Origin of the sequence: Acinetobacter sp. LoGeW2-3 (genome assembly GCF_002688565.1) — a bacterium.
Classification (GTDB): domain Bacteria; phylum Pseudomonadota; class Gammaproteobacteria; order Pseudomonadales; family Moraxellaceae; genus Acinetobacter.
Genome location: NZ_CP024011.1, coordinates 373,224 through 395,614 on the forward strand (window position 1 = coordinate 373,224; position 22,391 = coordinate 395,614).

Annotated in this window: 19 protein-coding genes; 9 read left to right on the top strand and 10 right to left on the bottom strand. The window is 43.9% G+C overall.

Annotated elements, in window-relative coordinates:
• Positions 1 to 147: 147 nt before the first annotated feature.
• The 5 genes from argB to BS636_RS01795 form a co-directional block, all read right to left on the bottom strand.
• Positions 148 to 1,056 (bottom strand): acetylglutamate kinase, encoded by a 909-nt coding sequence (gene argB, locus BS636_RS01775; RefSeq protein ID WP_099337252.1) that lies wholly within the window; start codon positions 1,054 to 1,056, stop codon positions 148 to 150.
• 10 nt (positions 1,057 to 1,066) lie between these two features.
• Positions 1,067 to 2,485 carry a phosphomannomutase/phosphoglucomutase gene (locus tag BS636_RS01780; protein WP_099337253.1) on the bottom strand — a complete coding sequence of 473 codons (1,419 nt, stop codon included), beginning with the start codon at positions 2,483 to 2,485 and terminating at the stop codon, positions 1,067 to 1,069.
• A 235-nt stretch (positions 2,486 to 2,720) separates the two neighbouring features.
• The gene (gene dut, locus BS636_RS01785) at positions 2,721 to 3,173 is read right to left on the bottom strand and encodes a dUTP diphosphatase (protein WP_099337254.1); all 453 of its coding nucleotides are present in this window, start codon (positions 3,171 to 3,173) and stop codon (positions 2,721 to 2,723) included.
• 47 nt (positions 3,174 to 3,220) lie between these two features.
• The gene (locus tag BS636_RS01790) at positions 3,221 to 5,260 is read right to left on the bottom strand and encodes a UvrD-helicase domain-containing protein (protein WP_099337255.1); all 2,040 of its coding nucleotides are present in this window, start codon (positions 5,258 to 5,260) and stop codon (positions 3,221 to 3,223) included.
• Between the two features lie 135 nt (positions 5,261 to 5,395).
• Positions 5,396 to 6,049 carry an OmpA family protein gene (locus tag BS636_RS01795; RefSeq protein ID WP_099337256.1) on the bottom strand — a complete coding sequence of 218 codons (654 nt, stop codon included), beginning with the start codon at positions 6,047 to 6,049 and terminating at the stop codon, positions 5,396 to 5,398.
• Positions 6,050 to 6,299: 250 nt separating this feature from the next.
• On the opposite strand from BS636_RS01795, the gene BS636_RS01800 reads away from it, so the two are divergent.
• From BS636_RS01800 to BS636_RS01825, 6 genes are all read left to right on the top strand, one after another.
• On the top strand, positions 6,300 to 7,223 hold the full coding sequence (locus tag BS636_RS01800; RefSeq protein WP_099337257.1) for an acyltransferase: 924 nt from the start codon (positions 6,300 to 6,302) through the stop codon (positions 7,221 to 7,223).
• A gap of 19 nt (positions 7,224 to 7,242) precedes the next feature.
• Positions 7,243 to 8,310, top strand: coding sequence for a hypothetical protein (locus tag BS636_RS01805; protein WP_099337258.1), 1,068 nt, complete (start codon positions 7,243 to 7,245; stop codon positions 8,308 to 8,310).
• Positions 8,311 to 8,468: 158 nt separating this feature from the next.
• Positions 8,469 to 9,188 carry a septum site-determining protein MinC gene (minC, locus tag BS636_RS01810; protein ID WP_099337259.1) on the top strand — a complete coding sequence of 240 codons (720 nt, stop codon included), beginning with the start codon at positions 8,469 to 8,471 and terminating at the stop codon, positions 9,186 to 9,188.
• Positions 9,189 to 9,253: 65 nt separating this feature from the next.
• The gene (minD, locus tag BS636_RS01815) at positions 9,254 to 10,066 is read left to right on the top strand and encodes a septum site-determining protein MinD (RefSeq protein WP_004811150.1); all 813 of its coding nucleotides are present in this window, start codon (positions 9,254 to 9,256) and stop codon (positions 10,064 to 10,066) included.
• A gap of 2 nt (positions 10,067 to 10,068) precedes the next feature.
• A complete protein-coding gene (gene minE, locus BS636_RS01820; RefSeq protein WP_071319892.1) occupies positions 10,069 to 10,341 on the top strand; it encodes a cell division topological specificity factor MinE in 273 nt (90 codons plus the stop codon).
• 361 nt (positions 10,342 to 10,702) lie between these two features.
• On the top strand, positions 10,703 to 10,990 hold the full coding sequence (locus BS636_RS01825) for a PA4642 family protein (protein WP_099337260.1): 288 nt from the start codon (positions 10,703 to 10,705) through the stop codon (positions 10,988 to 10,990).
• A 66-nt stretch (positions 10,991 to 11,056) separates the two neighbouring features.
• Here the strand turns inward: BS636_RS01825 and BS636_RS01830 are convergent, their stop codons facing one another.
• Positions 11,057 to 14,200 carry a DNA translocase FtsK gene (locus BS636_RS01830; protein WP_099337261.1) on the bottom strand — a complete coding sequence of 1,048 codons (3,144 nt, stop codon included), beginning with the start codon at positions 14,198 to 14,200 and terminating at the stop codon, positions 11,057 to 11,059.
• Between the two features lie 261 nt (positions 14,201 to 14,461).
• Here BS636_RS01830 and trxB point away from each other — a divergent pair, with 261 nt between their 5' ends.
• From trxB to BS636_RS01845, 3 genes are all read left to right on the top strand, one after another.
• Positions 14,462 to 15,424 carry a thioredoxin-disulfide reductase gene (gene trxB, locus BS636_RS01835; RefSeq protein WP_099337262.1) on the top strand — a complete coding sequence of 321 codons (963 nt, stop codon included), beginning with the start codon at positions 14,462 to 14,464 and terminating at the stop codon, positions 15,422 to 15,424.
• Between the two features lie 83 nt (positions 15,425 to 15,507).
• Positions 15,508 to 16,239 (top strand): leucyl/phenylalanyl-tRNA--protein transferase, encoded by a 732-nt coding sequence (gene aat, locus BS636_RS01840; RefSeq protein ID WP_099339575.1) that lies wholly within the window; start codon positions 15,508 to 15,510, stop codon positions 16,237 to 16,239.
• A 21-nt stretch (positions 16,240 to 16,260) separates the two neighbouring features.
• Positions 16,261 to 17,076, top strand: coding sequence for an arginyltransferase (locus BS636_RS01845; protein ID WP_099337263.1), 816 nt, complete (start codon positions 16,261 to 16,263; stop codon positions 17,074 to 17,076).
• A 33-nt stretch (positions 17,077 to 17,109) separates the two neighbouring features.
• Here the strand turns inward: BS636_RS01845 and rimI are convergent, their stop codons facing one another.
• The 4 genes from rimI to fusA form a co-directional block, all read right to left on the bottom strand.
• On the bottom strand, positions 17,110 to 17,568 hold the full coding sequence (gene rimI / locus BS636_RS01850) for a ribosomal protein S18-alanine N-acetyltransferase (RefSeq protein ID WP_099337264.1): 459 nt from the start codon (positions 17,566 to 17,568) through the stop codon (positions 17,110 to 17,112).
• A gap of 105 nt (positions 17,569 to 17,673) precedes the next feature.
• On the bottom strand, positions 17,674 to 18,555 hold the full coding sequence (locus BS636_RS01855; RefSeq protein ID WP_099337265.1) for a metal-dependent hydrolase: 882 nt from the start codon (positions 18,553 to 18,555) through the stop codon (positions 17,674 to 17,676).
• Between the two features lie 331 nt (positions 18,556 to 18,886).
• Positions 18,887 to 20,077 carry an elongation factor Tu gene (gene tuf / locus BS636_RS01860; protein WP_099337266.1) on the bottom strand — a complete coding sequence of 397 codons (1,191 nt, stop codon included), beginning with the start codon at positions 20,075 to 20,077 and terminating at the stop codon, positions 18,887 to 18,889.
• 91 nt (positions 20,078 to 20,168) lie between these two features.
• A complete protein-coding gene (fusA, locus tag BS636_RS01865) occupies positions 20,169 to 22,307 on the bottom strand; it encodes an elongation factor G (protein ID WP_099339576.1) in 2,139 nt (712 codons plus the stop codon).
• Positions 22,308 to 22,391 lie beyond the last annotated feature (84 nt).

A 22,391-nucleotide genomic window follows, 5' to 3' on the forward strand; every position in this document is an offset into this window, starting at 1 on the left:
AAAAGATATAAATCTTATTAACGCTATTTCATTTGAAATGCATACATTCTGTTAAAGCTGAAAATTATTAGTACTTAAAAAGATAAAGTATAAAAAATAAAAGGCATAAAAAAGAGCCTCGATTGAGACTCCTCTTTAATCATCAAATTAATGATGTGCTGACTTTACCCGGTTGGTAATTAAAGTACCCACACCATGATCAGTAAAGATTTCCAGCAGACTGGCATGTGGTACGCGACCATCAACAATATGTGCACTGATCACACCACCTTTCACCGCATCTAGCGCACAACCTACTTTCGGAATCATACCACCGTAGATCACACCTGTTTCAATCAGGCGATCCACTTCTTGCGTGGTCAAACCAGTCAGTAGATTTTTATTCTCGTCCAGTACACCAGTGATGTTAGTCAGCAGAATCAGTTTTTCTGCACCTAATGCTTCAGCGACTTTACCTGCGACTAGATCAGCATTGATGTTATAGGTATTGCCTTCTTCATCCACACCAAGCGGTGCAATCACAGGAATGAAATCGCTATTAGTAAACATTTCCAGTACGTCAGTTTTTACACCAACCACTTCACCTACCAGACCCAAGTCAATTTTCTGGATAGAACCATCTTCAGCAGTTTTTTCCATCAACAACTTTTGCGCGCGGAGCAGGTTACCGTCTTTACCGGTCAAACCAATCGCGCGGCCACCATGCTTGTTGATCAGATTGACGATCGATTTATTTACGCTACCGCCCAGCACCATTTCAACAATTTCCATGGTTGCAGGATCAGTGACACGCATACCATCAATACGCTCAGACTCACGGCCCAGCTGCTTCAGCATAGAGTCAACTTGTGGACCACCACCGTGAACTACAACCGGATTCAGACCTACGGTTTTCAGCAATACGATGTCACGCGCAAATGAACTTTCCAGCTCTGGATCGGTCATTGCATTACCGCCATATTTCACCACAAGGGTTTTACCCGCAAAGCGTTGAATATACGGCAAAGCTTCAGTCAAAATTTGTGCTTTGTCGATGCCTGTCTGTTGATTTGGCATTCGCCTCTCCTTATTGAGCATCTAAAATGTCTTGGGCGATCGCAGGATAGCGGTCACGCAACATCGAAACGAACAGGTGACGAATTTCATTCAGGCGCGTCTGATTTTCCGCATCAAAGCGCACCGTAAAGTACTCACCTGTATTGGATGCTCGAATGATGCCAAAACCATCATTAAAATCAAGACGTATACCGTCAATTTTGCTGATTTGCGCGTTTAATTTACGTGATTGTGATTCAACAAAGTCAAGTAATTCTAGTGGCTCAATCTGATGGATCGAAACATACAGATCTTCTGTACCAGTTCGTTTAGGGTAATTTGCCAACGCTTGTGCCAATGTCTGCCCAGTTTGATCCAGATACTCCATGACTCTAAGTGCTGCATAAACGCCATCATCATAACCACCGCCACGACCATCATTGAAGACATAGTGTCCGGCATATTCACCACCGAAGATGGCTTGCCCCTTGGAATTCGCCAAATATTTACGCAGGAAAGAGCTTCCTGTCCGAATCATCACCGGTTTACCGCCCAACTGTTGTACCGTATTACGAACTAGCGTTGAACACTTCACATCAAAGACAAATTCTTTGTCCACCTGATTTTTGAGACAAATCTCAGCACATAGGCAGAGCAACTGATCTGCGGTAATAATCTGACCATTCGCATCGATGAGGACTAAGCGATCGCCATCCCCATCCAGCGCAATCCCAAGATCGGCTCGAGTCTCTAAAACTTTGGTTTTTAATAGCTGTAAATGGGCTTCTTGAGAAGGGTCTGGTGCATGATCGGGAAAATGACCATTCGCTTCAGTTCTGATTGTTGTCAGATCACAACCAAGCTTGTTCAATACTAAAGCCGCACAACGTCCAGCTGAACCATTCAGACCATCCAACACCACCCGATAACGGCGCTTCAGTTGAATATCATTCAGAATCGACTGCTGATACTTGAGACAATATTCTGGAATAATCTCGTGCTCGATCCAGTCCACTTGTTTGGACTGATTTGAATAATATTTTTGAGCTTCCTGACCTACTGCCTGAATCATTTCAGGGCATGGCGGTTCATTATTAATTAGCCACTTAATCCCATTATCCTCACGTGGATTATGGCTCGCAGTAATCATGATACCGTTGCCATCAAATTCACGTGAGGTGTAATACAGCATCGGGCTGGAACAGCAACCAATGATTTGGGCTTCAATCGCATACTGGCTCAGCGTGCGTTGAATAATATGGGCATAGGTAGGACTTGATAGCCTTGCATCATAACCAATTGCGACATGTGTCTGTCCCGCAGACTGATACTGCTGGGCCAAGCCATGTGCAATGGCATTTACCATGCCGACATTGAGTAAACTGATCTTACCGCGAATGTCATAAGCACGAAAGATTTGCATGGGGAATGGATGATGCATAAATCCCATAGATCGTAATTTCACTACTAGATAGGAGAAAATAAGCTCAAAAACCGGGTGTATTCACCACGTTATGAAACTTCTTTTTTTGTTCTAAGACCCCGTACTTTTAGCTGATTTTCAGAAAATAATCAATGTAAGAAAATTTATCAAATGGATAAATGGCAGCTAAAAACTAGATAGTTGTAGTTTTATCAAAGATTAAAAAGCCCACATTTTGTTAAATGTAGGCTCTTTTTTTAAATTAGTTTTTACCAGTATGACCAAAGCCACCTGCACCACGCTCAGTGGCTTCAAATTCATTCACAACATCAAACTGTGCTTGAACTACAGGAACGAGTACATACTGTGCCAGACGTTCACCTGGTTCTAGGCTAAATGCAGTCTGGCTACGGTTCCATACTGAAATCATCAGTTCGCCTTGATAATCAGAATCGATCAGGCCCACCAGGTTACCCAGTACGATACCATGTTTATGACCTAGACCAGAACGTGGCAGAATCAGACCTGCAAATGCAGGATCTTCGATATAGATTGCCAAACCAGTTTTTACCAATACTGTTTGACCTGGTTCGATCACCGTAGTTTCGTTCACACATGCACGAAGGTCGAGTCCTGCAGAACCTGTAGTTGCATAATTTGGCATTGGCCATTCATTGCCAAGGCGTACATCAAGGACTTTCACCTGTACTTTCATCATTTTATTCCTGTATAAAAAATACCAATAGATTAATTATTTAAATTTTAACGCTTAATTAGTGCGCGTAAATTATCCAGATAATGTTGTGCTTGCTGTTTCGGATCGATATTGCCAGCCAGCTTTTTCTTGCGACCTAACCACTCCAATTCGTCTTCCGGTAATTCATCCAGGAAACGGCTTGGGGTCATCTGTTTCATCTGCCCGCCTGCTTTACGCTGCTCAGCCAAGGTAATGGTCAAGCCCTGACGTGCACGAGTGATCCCCACATACATCAGACGGCGTTCTTCCTCGACGGTTTCCGCAGCAATCGAGTTTTTGTGTGGCAGAATTTCTTCTTCCAGACCGATCAGGTAAACATAAGGGAATTCCAGACCTTTAGAAGCATGCAATGTCAGAAGATTGACCTTATCGGTATCTTCCGCTTCCTGTTGCTGTTCCAACATATCCAGCAGTACCATCTTACGAATCACGCTTTCAATATTCTTTTCATCAACATCTTCTGCACGGTTAATCAGGCTCTGAATACTGCTATATAACACTTCAATATTGTCGAGCTTGGTTTTTTCCTGTGCCGGTGTCGCTGCCGATTCCTTGATGTAGTCGATATAGCCGGCTTCCACCATCATCTGGCGGATAATTGGCACTGGCTCATCATCATCTAGCAGGTTACGGGTAAAATTATTAATAAAGTCTGCAAACTCAGCCAACTGAGTCGTAGCTTTTTTTGGCATCGCCATGGTCAGACGCTGATCAGCTGCGGCTGCTAAAAGCGACAGATTATTTTCCTGTGCAAACAGGCCCAGTTTTTCTAGAGTTACTGGACCAATGGCACGTTTCGGCGTATTGATAATACGCAGGAAGGCACTGTCATCTTCCGGGTTAATGATCAAACGCAGGTAACCCATGATGTCTTTGATTTCCGCACGCGCGAAGAAAGACTGCCCGCCTGAAAGCTTGTAAGGAATCTGCATCTGACGCAGCTGGGTTTCCAGAATACGTGCCTGGAAATTACCACGGTACAAAATCGCGTAATCTTTCCAGTTTTTACCATTCATTAGCTTATGTGTAATCAGATCTTTCACTACACGTTCTGCTTCATCGTCATCATTACGGCAAGTGATGACACGGATCACTTCACCATGACCTTTGTCCGACCACAATTTCTTATCGAAGATATGCGGGTTGTTACCAATCACCGTATTGGCAGCTTTCAGAATCCGGCTAGTTGAACGATAGTTTTGTTCTAGCTTGATCACTTTCAGGTTCGGGAAATCCTGCTGTAACAACGCCATATTTTCCGGTTTAGCACCACGCCAAGCATAGATCGACTGGTCATCATCCCCTACCGCAGTGAATTGGCCCATTACACCTACCAGCAGTTTTACCAGAATATACTGCGCGGTATTAGTATCCTGATATTCGTCCACCAACAGATAACGCACGCGGTTCTGCCATTTGTCACGGACTTCGGCATTTTCCTGCAGCAAACGGGTTGGCATCACGATCAAGTCATCGAAGTCAACAGCGTTATAGGCACGCAGGTTCCGTTCATATAGCTGATACAAATGTGCAAACTGAACATCTTCTGGAGTTTCACAAGTGGTATGTGCCTGCTCTGGTGGGATCAGATCATTTTTCCAGTCGGAAATCATCTTCATCGCCTTGGCGATCAGTTCTTTGCTTTCTGCACCCGACAAGTTATCGCGGTGCATAAGGTCCATCAGAATACGTTTGCAGTCATCTGCATCCAGAATCGAGAAATTATTTTTTAACGGTGTATGTTTCAGCTCTAGGCGCAATAAATTCAGACCAAAAGTATGGAAGGTCGATACTGACAACCCCTTACCTTCTTCACGTGTAAGTAGTTTACCCACACGCTCTTTCATTTCACGTGCAGCTTTATTGGTAAAGGTCATGGCAGTAATACGGTGTGCCGGAATCCCGCAATGCTTAACCAAGTAGGCGATTTTTCTTGTGATTACTGAAGTCTTACCCGAACCCGCACCGGCAAGCACTAACAAGGGTCCTTGAGTGTATTTCATGGCTTCAAGTTGCTTGTCATTTAACTGACTGGCGAGTGACATAGTGCTTCCTCTTCTAGATTCGGCTCCGATTATAGTCGGCTCAAGCTCACTTGCCTAATTGAAAATTCATTTTCCTGCGTCATATTTCAGACATAAAAAAACCACCCGAAGGTGGTCTTTTTTGCAATTCAGATCTTACTGAACAGCATATACCGCGATTTCTACACGACGGTTTTGTTCTTTACCAGCCGCAGTTGTGTTGTCTGCGATTGGATTCGCTGACCCAAGACCTTGTGCATTGATACGAGTACGTGCGATGCCTTGACCAGCAAGGTAGTTCGCAACAGATTGTGCACGCGCTTGAGACAATGGCAAGTTGATTGAGTCATTACCAGTGCTGTCAGTATAACCAGTTACCAGGATACCGCTCTTGCTATCTTCAGTCAGAACTTGAGCAACTTTGTTCAATGTTGCATAGAAGTTTGGTTTGATATTTGATTTGTTAGTATCAAATGTAATCGCACCTGGCATTACAAGGTTGATCGAACCATCTGGATTACGGTTTACATCTACGCCTGTACCTGCAGTCGCTTGACGTAATTTTTTCTCTTTATTGTCAAGGTAAACACCCGCTGCACCACCAAGAACTGCACCGATTGCTGCTGCACGGTTGTTCTGAGCGCTAGTATTTGCATTGCCTTTAGAGATACCATAACCAGCCGCAGCACCAATTACTGTACCCAAAGCTGTTTTGTCGTACTCAATACCACCAAGGTTATTACCTGTAGTTTGACAACCTGTAAGTGCTACCGCCCCTGCTACAGCTGCTGTAATTAACAATGCACGCATTGCATGCCTCCTTAACTTGTTTTGTTGTATTTGAAGAATAATGGTCAATAATTCAATCAATAACCATATCTGATTTGTTAATAATAAATCTTTTCGTAACTATTTGTAATGTTTAAATGTAAACAAAACGGTTAACTTCGTCACAATTCCTCCACAGTTCTCATTCTGCGCTTTTCTAATTGTGTCTCAGACCGTATATTGTTAAAAATATGACAAAATTTAGTCGATTATCATCTTAGGACAGGGTTATATGTCGTCGGAAAGTAATAAACAACCTATTTTAAAAAAAATTGCCCGTGGTCTGACTGTCACTTCAGTAATGACTGGAAGTACCTTTTTTCATGGACCACCTGTACTGGCATTGGGTTTAACAAAACTGGTCAAAAAGTCATCCAAAATTGATGAAACCAATATTAAGATTACCAACAGTTGGCTTGGGGTGAATAACTGGCTGATTGAAAATGTCCTGAAAAATACTAAATGGACCATTACTATCGATGAGTCATTAGATCTGAATATGCAGGGCCGCTACCTGATGAGTTGTAATCATCAGAGCTGGGTCGATACTACGGTAAATCAATACTTCGGTCTGACCCGCATGCCACTGACCCGTTTCTTTACCAAATGGGAACTGATCTTTATTCCATTTGTAGGCCAAGCCTTTAAAATTCTCGGCTTCCCAATGATGAAACGTCATACCAAGGAACAAATTGCTAAAAATCCTGCACTAAAAGACCGCGATATGGATGAAGCACGCAAATCCTGCCAGCAATTGCTGAGTCAGCCATTTACCCTGCTGAATTATCTGGAAGGGACTCGTTTTACCCAAGAAAAACATGACCAGCAACAGTCTCCATATAAACACTTGCTCAAACCAAAGGCGGGTGGTTTGGCGTTGGCACTGAATATTCTCGGTGATCGTATTGATGCTTTTGTGGATATGACCATCGTTTATCCAGACGGCGTACCCGGTTATGGTGAATTCTGGCTGGGCGAAGTACCCCGTATTGCGGTAGATTTAAGAAAGATTGAAATTCCAGACTGGGTACTGGGCGGAAATTATGAGGAAAATGCAGAATTCCGCGAACGTTTCCAGCAATGGATTCACCAAATATGGACTGAGAAAGATCAGTTGATTGAGAAAATGAAGCAGGATCTGGCTCAAACAGCCTGATATCCTAATCTGAGAGACTATGAAGCCGACTCCCCCGAAAACCAGCTCCAGCGCTTTTAACTTTTTCCGTGAAGGCACCTGGGGCTGGAAGGTCGCCTTGGCCTACGACATCTTTATGATGGTGTTAATCGTCATCAACCTGTTCTGTCTGAGTGCCAACGCCATTTTAATGAGCGACTTTGGGCTGTGGCTATTCGACTTCATCCGTCTACCAGAAATTCTGCAATTCTATAAAACTGAACTGCGCCCTTGGGTGATTATTACCGAGGGCTGGTTTACCACCTTCCTGATTGGCGAATTGTTAGTGCGTTGGCTGATTGCGATTGTCCTACGTCATCATGCTCGCTGGTGGTTCTTTCCCTTTATTCACTGGTACGAAATTCTCGCCATCGTGCCACAACTACGTTTTCTGCGCCTGCTGCGTGCAGTGGCGATCGGCTACAACCTGCATAGTCATGGTTTCAAAGTAATCCCAAATAGCTGGTATAGGCGTGGCAACTTCTATTACAACCTGGTCATGGAAGAACTGACCAGCCGTATTGTAATTACCGTGCTGGATGGGATTAAACGTGAACTGACCACCAGTACCACACACCGTCAGCTGATTGATGATCTGGTGGAGCATCACCGTCAGTTATTCGCGATTGCTTTGGCAGATATCCTGCAAGAAACACTGGGCAAGGAATTACAGGCACAGCGGTATATGATTGCCAAAAATGTCGGTCAGGTGGTGAATCAGGCGATTGAAGATACCCCTGAGTTGACTCAGCTGTTACGCCTGATTCCCATAGTAGGTGGACGGCTGGAGCGACAGATCCAAAGTATCGGTCAACGCTTGGGAGAAAATATTACCCAAGGATTGATCGACCCGTTTACTCATACCAATTACAGTAAAGATAATCCAACTTTTGCCATGATTTCTGAAAAAATCAGTCAGATCCAGATTGAGCAAAATCCGAACATCGACAAACTGGTGGAATCGGCTGTTTTTGAAACACTTGAAGCGATCCGTAAACAGGTCAAAATTAAGCAGTGGCAGCAAATTTTGGAAGAAAATGAGCAAAATCAGCGTTCAACATACCTCTAATTCGGCATGAATAATGCTATTCTTTTTTATGGAATCTGATCGCATAAAAAAATAACTTGGATCGCTAGAGAATTAACGAAATTTGTTCTAGGATTTGCACTATTTACAACATTGCTTCGACATAAAATTTTACAAGTCAGAAGTATTAAGGAAGAACTATGGCTGATATACGGATTAAGGGCAGAATGGTCAATGCGATTCGCATTACCCTTGAAACAAATGATCATGATGCGATCCGCCAGCAATTAGCACCCAAATTACAAGCTGCATTTCCACCGGGCACTTTGGTGGTGATTGAAAGTACTGTCGAGCAGGAACTTATTGCGCTGATCCAGCTATTGATCAGTATGGATGTGCAACCGATGGCAGTCACTGAAGGCCCGCTTGCAGATCAGGCGCGTGCGATTCAGTTCCCGGTATTGCCACCTGACCGTCAGCTGCAGGAAATCAAGGCAACCAAAGAACAGGTCATTGAAGTCAAACCTGAAGTTGTTAAGTCAGATGCTGGAACTGAAGAAGTTAAGGCAGCACCAGTGATTGCGCATGTGACTTCCTACCATGATGAAATTCTGCGTACTGGTCAGTGCATCGTACAACATCATGGCGATATTATTATCAGTGCCGGTATTAACAGCGGCTCAGAAGTGATTGCCTCTGGCAATATTCATATCTATGGCAGCGCCCGTGGGCGTGTCATTGCCGGTGCCGGTGGCAATACCGCAGCCCGCGTTTTCTGTCATGCACTGGAAGCAGAGCTTATTTCCATTGCAGGTACTTACTGTGTTGCAGACGACATTCCACCGCATGTGGTGAAAAAGCCTGTGCATATTTACTTGAATGATCAACAAGAGCTTGTATTTGAAGCTCTACAATTTTAATGTATAAATAAACACCAAAACCCTATGTTAAATAGGGAATTTAAACCATAACAGGAGTGGATTCGGTGGCGAAAATTGTTGTCGTAACGTCAGGCAAAGGTGGTGTAGGTAAAACTACGACAAGTGCATCTTTTGCAACAGGTTTAGCCCTACGTGGCCACAAAACTGTTGTTATCGACTTTGACGTGGGTTTACGTAACCTTGACTTGATCATGGGTTGTGAACGCCGCGTTGTTTATGATTTTGTGAATGTTTTAAATAACGAAGCACGATTACAACAAGCGCTTATTCGCGATAAAGATATTGAAAATTTATATATTCTGCCAGCGTCTCAAACACGTGATAAAGATGCCCTCACTGATGAAGGTGTTGCACGTGTAATGGATGAACTGTCGCAGGAATTTGACTACATTATTTGTGACTCACCTGCGGGTATTGAACGCGGTGCGATCATGGCGATGTACCACGCTGATGAAGCGATCATTGTGACTAACCCTGAAATTTCTTCAGTACGTGACTCTGACCGTATCATTGGTATGCTCGACAGCAAAACAAAAAAAGTAGAACAAAACGAAGGCCGCATCCGTAAGCATCTGTGTATCACACGCTTCAACCCTGAACGTGCGGATAAACAGGAAATGTTGACGATTGATGACATTTCTAAAGATATTCTACGCGTGCCAACTCTAGGTGTCATTCCAGAATGCCCAAGCGTTCTGCAAGCATCGAACGAAGGTAAGCCAGTCATTAACTTTACTGCTTCTGCTGCAGGTCAGGCTTATGATGACCTGGTTGCGCGTTTCCTCGGCGAAGAGCGTCCTTACCGTCACATTGAAGTGAAACCAAAGGGCTGGTTAGCTCGATTATTTGGAGCATAAGCATGGCTGGATTCTGGAGTAAGCTTTTTAGCAGTGAAGATAAACCGTCTAGCGCGCAAACCGCAAAAGACCGTTTAAAGGTAATTGTTGCATCTGAACAGGGTCTGGGACGTCGTTTAAGCCAGGACAAGATTGACATGATGAAGAAAGAAATCATGCAAGTGGTCAATCGTTATGTTCGCGGTGTAGATGAACAGCATATTCAAATGCAGGTCCGTTCTGAAGCGAACATTGAAATGCTTGAAATGAATATCAATTTACCTGAAGAGCGATAATTTGATTTTTGATTAGTCAAGAATCTGGATTCAAGGCAAAATATGAGGCTGGAATAGCAAAGCACCGCTTTGCCCAGCCGCAAGACGAGAAGCTATGCTTCGAGTGGAATGGATATACAAAGTATTAATTTGTCCAAGCTCAAGACGAGAAGCTATGCTTCGAGTAGGCTGGATGTAACAATTACATTTATCCAACTTCTCGATGAAAAACTTTGCTTAAAGTGGACTAGACCAAAATCATTGGCCTAGCCCCTCATTAAATAAGTAATAGCTTCGAGCCAAAGTGCTCAAAAACACTTTGTCACTTGCGTACTCATATTTTGCCTTTTTTCATGTCGAAAATTATATCAAGGAGCTTGTGATGGCATTGTCTCAACCGGCAACGTTTAACGAAGAATGGTCAGATGAGCGTGTATTTGCCTATCTCAATCAATTACCTCCTGCAGGCGTAAACGCAGATTTCCATGTACTTTATCATGCGTATAAACACATGCGTCCTTTTGACTATGAACGCCTATTGACTAAATTCGTTGCAGATGGTCGTGACGTTAACGCCACCAACCCTGAAGGTGAGCGCATTCATGACGTGATTGCGAAATTCCCGCGTCACAGCGCTGAGTTCCTTGAAGTATTGGCCAAGTTTGCTTAAGACTTTGCTCATACAATAAAAAAGCCTGCATGATGCAGGCTTTTTTATTAGGTGGAGATTCCGATCTTAAATCAGAATCTCACGCTTACCATTAGCACCCATCGCGCTTACTACACCGCTCTCTTCCATTTGGTCGATAATCCGGGCAGCACGGTTATAACCCAAGCTAAACTTACGCTGTAGCGACGAGGTTGAGGCCTTACGGGTTTCTAATACGAAAGATACACACTGGTCATAGAGTGGGTCACGGTCAGAGCCACCATCGCCACCATCTTCAAAACCACGGTTTGTTGGTTCTTCATCAAACGGTGTCAGGATCTCATCGACATAGTTTGGTGCACCACGTTCACGCCATGCATCACAGATACGGTTCACCTCATCATCGGCAATAAAGGCGCCATGCACACGTTCAGGCTCAATCTTACCTGGGCCAAGGAACAGCATGTCACCATGACCGAGCAGGTCTTCTGCACCACCAGCATCCAGAATGGTACGCGAGTCGATTTTCGAGTTTACACGCAGTGCCACACGTGTTGGGATGTTGGCTTTAATCAGACCAGTGATGACATCCACGGATGGACGCTGAGTTGCTAATAACAGGTGAATACCAGCCGCACGCGATTTCTGTGCCAGACGGGTAATCATCTCTTCAGCTTTCTTACCGACCTGCATGATCATATCCGCGAATTCGTCCGCGACAATGACGATTGATGGTAATGGTGTCAAACGAGGTGCACGCTCCCCAGCAACCGATTCACTCGCCTTCCAGGTTGGATCAAATAGATCTTCACCATTGGCAATCGCTTCTTCGACCTTACGGTTATAGTCACTCAGCTTACGGATTTTCAGAAAGGACATTAGTTTGTAACGGCGTTCCATCTCATTGACACACCAATTCAAGGCACTGACTGCATCTTTCATGTCAGTTACAACTGGCGTCAACAAATGTGGAATATCGTTATAGTTGGCTAATTCCAGCTGTTTCGGATCAATCAAGATCAGACGTAATTGATCAGGAGTGTACTTGAGTAACATCGACAAAATCATCGAGTTTACTGCAACAGATTTACCCGAACCGGTGGTACCTGCAACCAGCATATGTGGTGCTTTACCGAGTTCCGTAATCACCGGATTACCGGAAATATCTTTACCCATCGCCATCGACAGAATGCCGTCTGGATCATTGAATTTCGGAATCTGTACCAGCTCAATTAAACGTACCATTTCACGGCTGCTGTTCGGCACTTCAATCCCGATATATGGCTTACCAGGAATTACCTCGACCACACGGACTGAAGCCATAGACATCGAACGTGCAAGGTCACGAGAAATGTTGGTGACTTTAGAGGCTTTGACACCCGGTGCCAGATCTAACTCAAAACGGGTTACGACTGGGCCTGGTTGAGCTTCAACCACTTTCGCCTTAACGTTGAATTCTTGAAGTTTAATTTCTAGCAATTCGGACAGGCGAGAGAGCTGCTCTTCGGTGAAATTGACCTTCTTGTTTGGATCGACTTCATCCAGCAATTCCAGTCCCGGTAATGGTGAAAGATCCTTACGGCGTTCAGCCACCATCATGGCACGTGACAATGGACGACCCATGGAGTCGGTCAATGGTGCATCAAAATCGAAGTCATCTTCTTCTTGAGGAGCACCTGCAGTTTCATGCCATGCTTCAATAAATTCTTCTTTGGACAATGCCGCTTTCACTGCATCACTGCTATTTTGCTGACTTGCATTTTGTTGGGTAGCTGTCTGGGCAATAGAGTTGTTTTCAGCTGTAGAGACTTCTATACCCTGATGCTGAATTGGTGCCTGTACAAAAGCAGAAGATTGCGCATAGCTAGAAGCACGAACTGGCTTTTCTGGCTCAATATCTTCGACTAGTAAATCATCTAGGTCGTCAAAATCAGCTTCAAACCCTGTATTGCGTACGGAAGGTGTAGAAACAGGAGCTGTGCTAATGCCTGTTGCCACAGCTGCAGTCGCTACCGCAGCTTTCGGTAAGTCTTCGACAATTCTTAAAGTTGGCTGTTCAGCAGGTGCTTGCGCAGTAAATGGACTATGCACATCCGTCGCAGTTTTACCCGGTGGTACAGCTGCTAATAACTCGTCAAAGATTTCATCATCATCCCAATCCAGACCTTTTTTCGTACTTACAGACGGTATAGGTGTTTCAGTTTTGAGATGTGACTTAATTTCCTGAATTGGAGCGACCGCGGCTGGCGTCACAGGCGCATGCTGTTCTTCTTCAGCAGCTTTGAGTAAGGCATCAATATCCTTTTTATGGCGCTGATCTTCATCAGAATGTAGTGCACGCCAAACTTCACCTGTGGTAATCACACGATCTGGGTCTTGAATCAAGCGGTGTGCTTTTTCTAGCGTTTTTTCGAATTCTTCATCTTCAGGACTGAGTTCAGGTTCTACATGTTTTTTCTGTTGTGCCTGGTATTCACGATCTGCAATGTCATCAAACAGACGCTCAGCGACATGGTCACGAACCACAGGATCTATCTCAACTGGCTCATGTTCAGGTACAGGAATCACTGGCGTAGCAACTGCCTTTTTAACTGGACTGCTGGTGATATCTTTCTTGGCAACTGCCATAGAACGATCAAACTCACCCTCCCCTTCCGGGACATTACGGTAAAACAGATCCTGTAAATATGCAGGTGATGCTTTCAGGCTGCTCCAGGTCTTGTTCCATTTCACCCCAAAGGCCAAGGTAAATAGTAATACCCACAAAGCAACTAGAAAAACTGCCGCACCATAAATCGTCAGTAGCTGTTCAAGGCTTTGACCTAATTCATAACCAATGATGCCGCCAGATGAATTATCTAGTGTATCAGCAGGTACTTCCCAAAACAGGAACATCAAGGCAGAAGTGGTCAGTAACAGGAAAAATTGTGCTGCATAACGGAACGGACGGTTCAAGAAGCTATGCGGCCACCACACCTGTACCGCTTCTACGAACAGATATAATGGAATGAGTAAGCTTGCCCAGCCAAGAAAACCAAACAGTAAGTCTGAAATCCATGCACCCGCAACTCCACTAGCATTTGAAACCGTTTGGGTGTCACTGGAAATGTGCATCCACCCCGGATCAAATGGCGTATAGGTCACTGTTGCAAGAAACAGATAGATCCCAAATGAGACCAAAAATAATGTCATTACTAAGCGCTGTGCATAAGCACTCGACACCGCTGTCATATACTGTCCTGTAGCCAATTCTTCATGAATGTTCTTTTGCTATTATGATTCAAAAAAACGACGCAATAAAATGCCTATTATGCACCTGTTACACGAAAAAAGATGCAGTATTGTGCAACTGCGCATAGTCCTTGTTGTCTATCGTCTCTATATAGCCCAAATCGATTTGTATGATCAATAATATCGACTTTAATCTCACACCACTGTTATACAGTTTCACGTATAATTCAATAAATTTCTAAATACAAAAAGGATAGCCCGATGAGCGCACGTCACTCACGACTGATTATTTTAGGTTCCGGCCCTGCTGGCTACAGCGCAGCTGTGTATGCAGCACGTGCAAACTTAAAACCGACACTCATTGCAGGTTTGCAACTTGGTGGTCAGCTGACGACGACTACTGAAGTGGACAACTGGCCAGGTGATCCTGAAGGCTTAACTGGTCCAGTACTGATGGAACGTATGCAGGCGCATGCTGAACGTTTCGGTACTGAAATCGTGTATGACCACATCAATGAAGTGGATCTGAATGTACGTCCTTTCGTATTAAAAGGTGACATGGAAGAATTCACTTGTGATGCCTTGATCATTTGTACGGGTGCAACTGCGCAGTATCTAGGTCTTGAATCTGAAGCAGCTTATATGGGTCAAGGCGTAAGCGCATGTGCGACTTGTGACGGTTTCTTCTACAAAAACCAGAAAGTCATGGTTGTTGGTGGCGGTAATACTGCGGTTGAAGAAGCACTGTATCTATCTAATATCGCATCTCACGTGACTTTAGTGCATCGTCGTAATAGCCTGCGCTCTGAAAAAATCCTTCAGGATCACCTGTTCGAAAAAGAGAAAGAAGGCAAAATCAGCATCATCTGGAATCACCAGGTCGACGAAGTGTTAGGTGATGCAAAATCTGGTGTAACTGCTGTACGTTTAAAATCAACGCAAGATGACTCAACTCAAGAAGTTGAAGTTTCAGGCATGTTCGTTGCAATTGGTCATAAGCCAAATAGCACCATGTTCGAAGGTCAATTACAGCTTCGTGATGGGTATATCCAGGTACAAAGCGGTACTGCTGGCAATGCAACACAAACCTCTATTCCTGGCGTATTCGCTGCGGGTGATATTGCGGATAGCGTTTACCGTCAAGCCATTACCTCTGCCGGTTCAGGCTGTATGGCAGCACTGGATGCAGAAAAATACCTCGATGCATTAGGCAAGTTAGACTAAGCATTGAAAATGAAAAAGCCGTCCATCTTGGGCGGTTTTTTTATGTATGATAAATACTGATGATTCTAAAACCAGGTTCAGGCATGCAGCATCTTCCCCCTTCGCAGTTCATTTTCCCCAATCCTGTAGAAGTTGATCTTGAAGGAGAAGGCCTGATTTGTATTGGCGCCGACCTCACCCCATCTACCCTGTTTGAAGCCTATTCGCATGGGCTGTTTCCATGGTTTTCCGAAGGTGATCCCATCTGCTGGTGGAGTCCCGAACCACGCTGCATCATTCGACCGGAAGATTATCATCCAAGCAAATCCCTGATTCGTAATATGAAAAAGTATGATTATAAAATTACCGTCAATCATGCTTTTGAACGAGTCATTCGTTCCTGCTCACTGCCTCGCGCTTATGCGGATGATACCTGGATTACCGAAAATATTATTCAGGGCTACTGTGACATGTTCGATGCCGGATATGGCTATAGCATTGAAGTCTGGGATGAAGATCAAGTGGTCGGTGGATTATATGGCGTGACTATTGGACAAGGCTGTTTTGGCGAATCCATGTTCAGCACCCAGACCGATGTTTCAAAAATGGCATTTTATACGCTCATGCTGATCGGTCAGGAAAATCAGCTGCCCTGGATTGATTGCCAGCTGGTCAATGACCACTTGTTGAGCTTAGGTGCCAGTACAATTTCTCGCCAGGCGTATCTTAATTCGTTACAAGATGTGATAAAACGCCCACCGATCAATTGGCAAAAGTATCAGGAGGGTGTATTTTCAAGTAAAACAATAGCGTTAAACGCGCGATTAAGTGAATGAAAATAACAGAGGGAATTTGTCATGAACTCCTATCAACCAAAATCCCTGCTGAACGATTTACAGTATTACATTACGCCGCCACACGATTGTAGTTACTTACCAAACAAGTCTGCGCGTATGGTTTTTCTTGATCCCTCACATCGTATTGATGTAGTGACGCTTTCTGAATTATCTCGTACCGGTTTTCGCCGCAGTGGCGATTTTGTTTACCGTCCCGAATGCCATCTATGCCGTCAATGTCTGTCTTCTCGTGTGCCTGTGCGCGAATTCAGCATGAACAGTTCACAGAAAAAGGCTTGGAAAAGAAATCAGGACTTGAGCCTGCGCATCACGACACCGCAACAGGCCAATGATACGCACTATGCGCTATATGAACGCTATATCAATGAACGCCATGCCGATGGGGACATGTACCCACCAAGCCGCGATCAGTTCGAAAAGTTTTTGCTGCAAAGCTGCACAGATAGTTTCTTTTTAGAATTATGGAAAGATGATCGGCTGATCAGTGTATCGACCTGTGACCTGCTCGATGATGGAATTTCTGCGGTTTATACCTTCTTTGATCCGGATGAAAGCCGCCGTTCTCTTGGCGCATTTGCAATTCTGAAGCAGATTGAACACGCCCAGAAACTTGGTCTACCATTTATATATCTGGGTTATTGGGTACCGCATTCCAGCAAGATGAATTACAAGTCCCAATACCTACCGCTTGAATTACTGATTGATGGCCAATGGCGTCGATTAAACCGCTCGCTGAATGCAACGGAGATTGAACACTTGGGAAACTCCTTGATGACGACCCTACCCTCCGGATGGAATAATCCCATCATCAAGTAAGCCGGTCGTCAGCAAGCAATACTTTAAGCCTGTTTATTTAAACAGGCTGGCAAAGTCATCGGTACATGCCTTTACCATAATGATGGCATGTTCACGACTACCACCCGGATTTGGATAATAATTCTTGCGCAGGTCAATCTGATGAAAACCAGACTTTTCATAAAGTCGGATTGCTGCTGTGTTTGATTCACGTACTTCCAGGAAAATCTGTACCGGATTATTTTTCAGTAACTGGATCGATTCTTCTAATAACTGAAAACCAAAACCCTTACCCTGCTGGCTTGGATTAATCGCCATTAACAGCAAATTGGCTTCATCCAGTACAGGTTGCAAAATACAAAAGCCAACTACTTTGCCAGCGTATTCAATGACCGTACTCTGATAAGCACTAACCGCTTCCTCGAACTGGTTTTTGGTCCAGGGATGAGATTGCACTTGTTTCTCAATCTGGGTAACAGCATCTACGTCTGCTGTTTGCATCAAACGAATCATGTTCGTTCATCTATCAATAAAAATCTCCTGCGCATTATAGAAACTTTGTGCTGAAAATCGAGTAAAAAAAAGAGCAATTTCAATCGCTCTTTTTTTTGTGCTGGATTAAAGACCGAGTTTGCCTTTCCAGTAGGCCAGCAGACTATTCGTATCATGGTCATTTGGGTGAAAACCTGGCTTAAAGTACATCGCCATTTCACGCCCCATACCAGTAATCACACCTTTAGACGGGCTATACGCATATTCGTAAATGTCCTTGAGTGATTCTAGATTTAATTGACGATCTTCTTTCAACAAACGCATAAGAAAATAACTTTGCACAAAAAATAGCGTCACCATAGCGATCACCAGTGAACTGGTACGCAAAGCATAAGATTTGAAGCCTTTACCAAACACACCTTCAAACACATCATAGGCTACGGCTTTATGCTCATTTTCTTCAATGGCATGCCAAAGCCACATGGTTTTCATGGTGTCATCTTTCATCAGTTCCTGAATATGGCTGTTAGTCAGCAGCTGAGAAGCAATGGTCGCAGTGAAATGTTCAAGTGCTGTTGTAGCAGTCAAGTCCACCATTTCCTGAGTAATACCAACTGGCTTCGCTACTTTGGCGAGCAATTTGCGTGTAGTCTGAATGACTTTATCGGTATAACGATCTAGGGTATCGACATCATGACCGTATTTTTGCGCTGATGCATTAAAGCCGACATGTTCTTGGGTATGCATGGCTTCTTGACCAATAAAGGCTGAGATTTCTTTTTGCAGCGCTTCATTGTCTTTGAGTTTAGGATGATGGCGTACTGCACGCACACTGTCGATAAAGAATTTTTCACCTGCCGGAAATAACGCAGACAGCGCTGTCATAAAATGAGTTAGCCCCGCTGAACCATTCATCCAGTATTCTGGAACCTGTTCAAAATCAAAGTTCATGCGACGCACTGGAAAACTTGCACCGGCACGATTGGTAATTTTTACTTGAGCATTCATATAACAACTCCTGACAGATCTTCTCGATCTGACCCTATTATTCTATTTTCTTATTGTTATCTTACTCACTTATCTATTTGACATCATTGCAGTTAAGGTCAGCTAAATATCAGTTAAGGCCATGAGGAGAAATAAAGCACTGCTTTATTCCGGCGCAAGAGAAATAAATAATAATATTGTTTTTTCGATGTAAGAGAAAAAATTATTAGTGAAGTTATTTTTTCGAAGCAAGTAAATTAAGCACTGCTTTATTTTGACGCAAGATTTTTGTATGAAATAACACACATAAAAAAAGCGCCCCAGAGGGACGCTTTTTTTCACAATTCAGTGATTATGCAGTAACGCGAGATACTACACCAGCACCAACTGTACGACCACCTTCACGGATCGCGAAGCGTAAGCCAGCGTCCATTGCGATTGGGTGGATCAGCTCTACTGACATCTCAACGTTGTCACCAGGCATAACCATTTCAACGCCTTCTTTAAGCGCGATCGCACCAGTTACGTCAGTTGTACGGAAGTAGAACTGTGGACGGTAACCGTTAAGGAATGGAGTATGACGACCACCTTCTTCTTTAGAAAGTACATATACTTCTGCGTCGAATTTAGTATGCGGCTTGATTGTACCTGGTTTAGCAAGTACTTGACCACGTTGAACGTCTTCACGTTTAGTACCACGAAGAAGAACACCACAGTTCTCGCCCGCACGACCTTCGTCAAGAAGTTTACGGAACATTTCAACGCCAGTTACAGTCGTTTTAACTGTGTCTTTGATACCAACGATTTCAACTTCTTCGCCTACTTTCACAACACCAGTTTCTACACGGCCAGTTACAACTGTACCACGACCAGAAATTGAGAATACGTCTTCGATTGGCATCAAGAATGCTTGGTCGATTGCACGTTCTGGTTCTGGAATGTAAGAGTCAAGCGCTTCAACAAGAGCTACAACAGCTGGTTCGCCGTATTGATCTTGGTCACCGTTAAGTGCAAGAAGAGCTGAACCACGGATCACTGGAGTGTCATCACCTGGGAAGTCGTAAGTAGAAAGAAGTTCACGAACTTCCATTTCAACTAGCTCAAGAAGCTCTTCGTCGTCTACAAGGTCGCATTTGTTCAAGAATACAACGATGTAAGGTACACCTACCTGACGAGAAAGAAGGATGTGTTCACGAGTTTGTGGCATTGGACCATCAGTCGCAGCACATACAAGGATCGCGCCGTCCATCTGAGCAGCACCAGTAATCATGTTTTTAACATAATCGGCGTGACCCGGGCAGTCTACGTGAGCGTAGTGACGAGTTGGAGAATCGTATTCTACGTGAGAAGTATTAATTGTAATACCACGTGCTTTTTCTTCTGGTGCAGAGTCAATTGCAGCGTAGTCTTTCGCTTCACCACCGAATTTCTTCGCACATACAGTTGCAATCGCAGCTGTTAAAGTTGTTTTACCATGGTCAACGTGACCAATTGTGCCCACGTTAACGTGTGGCTTATTACGTTCGAACTTAGCCTTAGCCATGAGATCTTCCTTTTTAAACTACTCATGCAGGATCACTGCATGAGCACTGGTTTTTAACTATGAATTAGTTGGGCTTATAGTAATCGAAAGATTACTCGTCGTCACCTTTTTTACCGCCAGACTGGAACTTAGCGATAATGCCTTCAGCCACGTTACGTGGAGTTTCAGCATATTTAGCAAATTCCATAGAGTAAGTAGCACGACCTTGAGACATAGAACGCATTTGAGTCGCGTAACCAAACATCTCAGCCAATGGAACTTCCGCTTTAATTGCTTTAGTACCACCAGGTAAATCGTCCATACCTTGAACCATACCACGACGACGGTTTAAGTCACCCATGATATCGCCCATGTAGTCTTCTGGAGTTTCTACTTCAACTTTCATGATAGGTTCAAGCAGGATAGGATCCGCTTTCATGAAACCATCACGGAAGGCATAAGAACCTGCCATTTTGAACGACAATTCGTCAGAATCGACATCATGGTAAGAACCATCAAATAGTGTCGCTTTGATACCCACAACAGGGTAACCAGCCAATACACCATTCTTCATACGTTCTTGAATACCTTTATCAACTGCACCGAAGAATTCTTTAGGTACTACACCACCTACAACTTCTTCAGCGAATTCGTATTCTTTACCAGTTTCGTCAACGTCAAGTGGTTCTAAACGAACGTATACGTGACCGAATTTACCTTTACCACCAGTTTGACGTACGAATTTACCTTCTTGTTCAACCGATTTTTTGATCGTTTCACGGTAAGCAACCATTGGTTTACCAATGTTCGCTTCAACGTTAAATTCACGTTTCATACGGTCAACAAGGATATCAAGGTGAAGCTCACCCATACCCGCAATAATTGTTTGGCCAGATTCTTCGTCAGTGCGAACACGGAACGATGGATCTTCTTTAGCCAAGCGACCAAGTGCGATAGACATTTTCTCTTGGTCAGCTTTTGTCTTAGGCTCTACAGCTAAAGAAATTACTGGCTCAGGGAATTCCATACGCTCTAGAGTAATGATGTTTTTCTCATCACAAAGTGTATCACCAGTAGTAACGTCTTTAAGACCTACACATGCAGCGATATCACCAGCGCGGATTTCGTCAACGTCTTGACGTTCGTTCGCATGCATTTGCACGATACGGCCGATACGTTCACGTTTAGATTTCACTGGGTTATATACCGGGTCGCCTTGCTTAAGCACACCAGAATAAACACGTACGAATGTTAAGTTACCTACGAATTTATCGTTCATGATTTTGAACGCTAACGCAGAGAACGGAGCTTCGTCAGATGCTTCACGAACAGCGCGAGTTTCCGCTTTGTCGTCAAGGATACCTTCGATCGCTTTAACTTCTGTAGGTGATGGCAAGAATTCAATTACAGCATCCAACATACGTTGAACACCTTTGTTTTTGAACGCAGAACCACAAAGCATTGGTTGAATTTCACAAGCCAAAGTTTGAGCACGAAGACCAGCAACGATTTGTTCTTTTGTCAAATCGCCATTGTTTAGGTATTCATCCATCAATTCTTCAGATGCTTCAGCCGCAGCTTCAACCATGTTAGTACGCCATTCTTCAGCAGTAGCAACTAGGTCAGCAGGGATATCGCCATATTCGAATTGCATACCTTGAGACGCTTCGTCCCAAATGATTGCTTTCATTTCGATTAGGTCAACAACACCTTGGAAGTTATCTTCAGCGCCTACTGGGATAACTACTGGTACAGGGTGTGCACCAAGACGAGTTTTCATTTGTTCAACAACGCGGAAGAAGTTGGCACCTGTACGGTCCATCTTGTTCACGAATGCTAAACGAGGCACTTCGTATTTGTTTGCTTGACGCCATACAGTTTCTGACTGAGGTTGAACACCACCTACAGCACAGTAAACCATACATGCACCGTCAAGAACACGCATAGAACGTTCAACTTCGATTGTGAAGTCTACGTGTCCCGGGGTGTCAATTACGTTGATGCGGTGTTCTGGGAATTGTTTGCCCATACCAGACCAGAAACAAGTCGTAGCAGCTGAAGTGATTGTAATACCACGTTCTTGCTCTTGTTCCATCCAGTCCATTGTTGCTGCACCATCATGTACTTCACCTAGTTTGTGAGATACACCTGTGTAGAACAAGATACGTTCTGAAGTAGTCGTTTTACCAGCATCAATGTGAGCAGAGATACCAATGTTACGGTAACGAGAAATTGGGGTTTGACGAGCCATGATTTCTAGCATTCCTAAATTTGTTGTTTAAAACAGGACGCTTTAAGCTGCTAGCAGCTTAAAGCGTTTTGATGATCATTGGGT

Bases quoted from the DNA above. Each gene is read 5' to 3' on its own strand.
- BS636_RS01800 (WP_099337257.1), top strand. From the start codon at position 6,300: ATGTCGTCGGAAAGTAATAAACAACCTATTTTAAAAAAAATTGCCCGT.
- BS636_RS01780 (WP_099337253.1), bottom strand. From the start codon at position 2,485: ATGGGATTTATGCATCATCCATTCCCCATGCAAATCTTTCGTGCTTAT.
- BS636_RS01795 (WP_099337256.1), bottom strand. From the start codon at position 6,049: ATGCGTGCATTGTTAATTACAGCAGCTGTAGCAGGGGCGGTAGCACTT.
- minC (WP_099337259.1), top strand. From the start codon at position 8,469: ATGGCTGATATACGGATTAAGGGCAGAATGGTCAATGCGATTCGCATT.
- BS636_RS01830 (WP_099337261.1), bottom strand. From the start codon at position 14,200: ATGACAGCGGTGTCGAGTGCTTATGCACAGCGCTTAGTAATGACATTA.
- rimI (WP_099337264.1), bottom strand. From the start codon at position 17,568: ATGATTCGTTTGATGCAAACAGCAGACGTAGATGCTGTTACCCAGATT.
- BS636_RS01855 (WP_099337265.1), bottom strand. From the start codon at position 18,555: ATGAATGCTCAAGTAAAAATTACCAATCGTGCCGGTGCAAGTTTTCCA.
- BS636_RS01790 (WP_099337255.1), bottom strand. From the start codon at position 5,260: ATGTCACTCGCCAGTCAGTTAAATGACAAGCAACTTGAAGCCATGAAA.
- tuf (WP_099337266.1), bottom strand. From the start codon at position 20,077: ATGGCTAAGGCTAAGTTCGAACGTAATAAGCCACACGTTAACGTGGGC.
- fusA (WP_099339576.1), bottom strand. From the start codon at position 22,307: ATGGCTCGTCAAACCCCAATTTCTCGTTACCGTAACATTGGTATCTCT.
- BS636_RS01825 (WP_099337260.1), top strand. From the start codon at position 10,703: ATGGCATTGTCTCAACCGGCAACGTTTAACGAAGAATGGTCAGATGAG.
- trxB (WP_099337262.1), top strand. From the start codon at position 14,462: ATGAGCGCACGTCACTCACGACTGATTATTTTAGGTTCCGGCCCTGCT.
- BS636_RS01845 (WP_099337263.1), top strand. From the start codon at position 16,261: ATGAACTCCTATCAACCAAAATCCCTGCTGAACGATTTACAGTATTAC.
- argB (WP_099337252.1), bottom strand. From the start codon at position 1,056: ATGCCAAATCAACAGACAGGCATCGACAAAGCACAAATTTTGACTGAA.
- aat (WP_099339575.1), top strand. From the start codon at position 15,508: ATGCAGCATCTTCCCCCTTCGCAGTTCATTTTCCCCAATCCTGTAGAA.
- dut (WP_099337254.1), bottom strand. From the start codon at position 3,173: ATGAAAGTACAGGTGAAAGTCCTTGATGTACGCCTTGGCAATGAATGG.
- BS636_RS01805 (WP_099337258.1), top strand. From the start codon at position 7,243: ATGAAGCCGACTCCCCCGAAAACCAGCTCCAGCGCTTTTAACTTTTTC.
- minE (WP_071319892.1), top strand. From the start codon at position 10,069: ATGGCTGGATTCTGGAGTAAGCTTTTTAGCAGTGAAGATAAACCGTCT.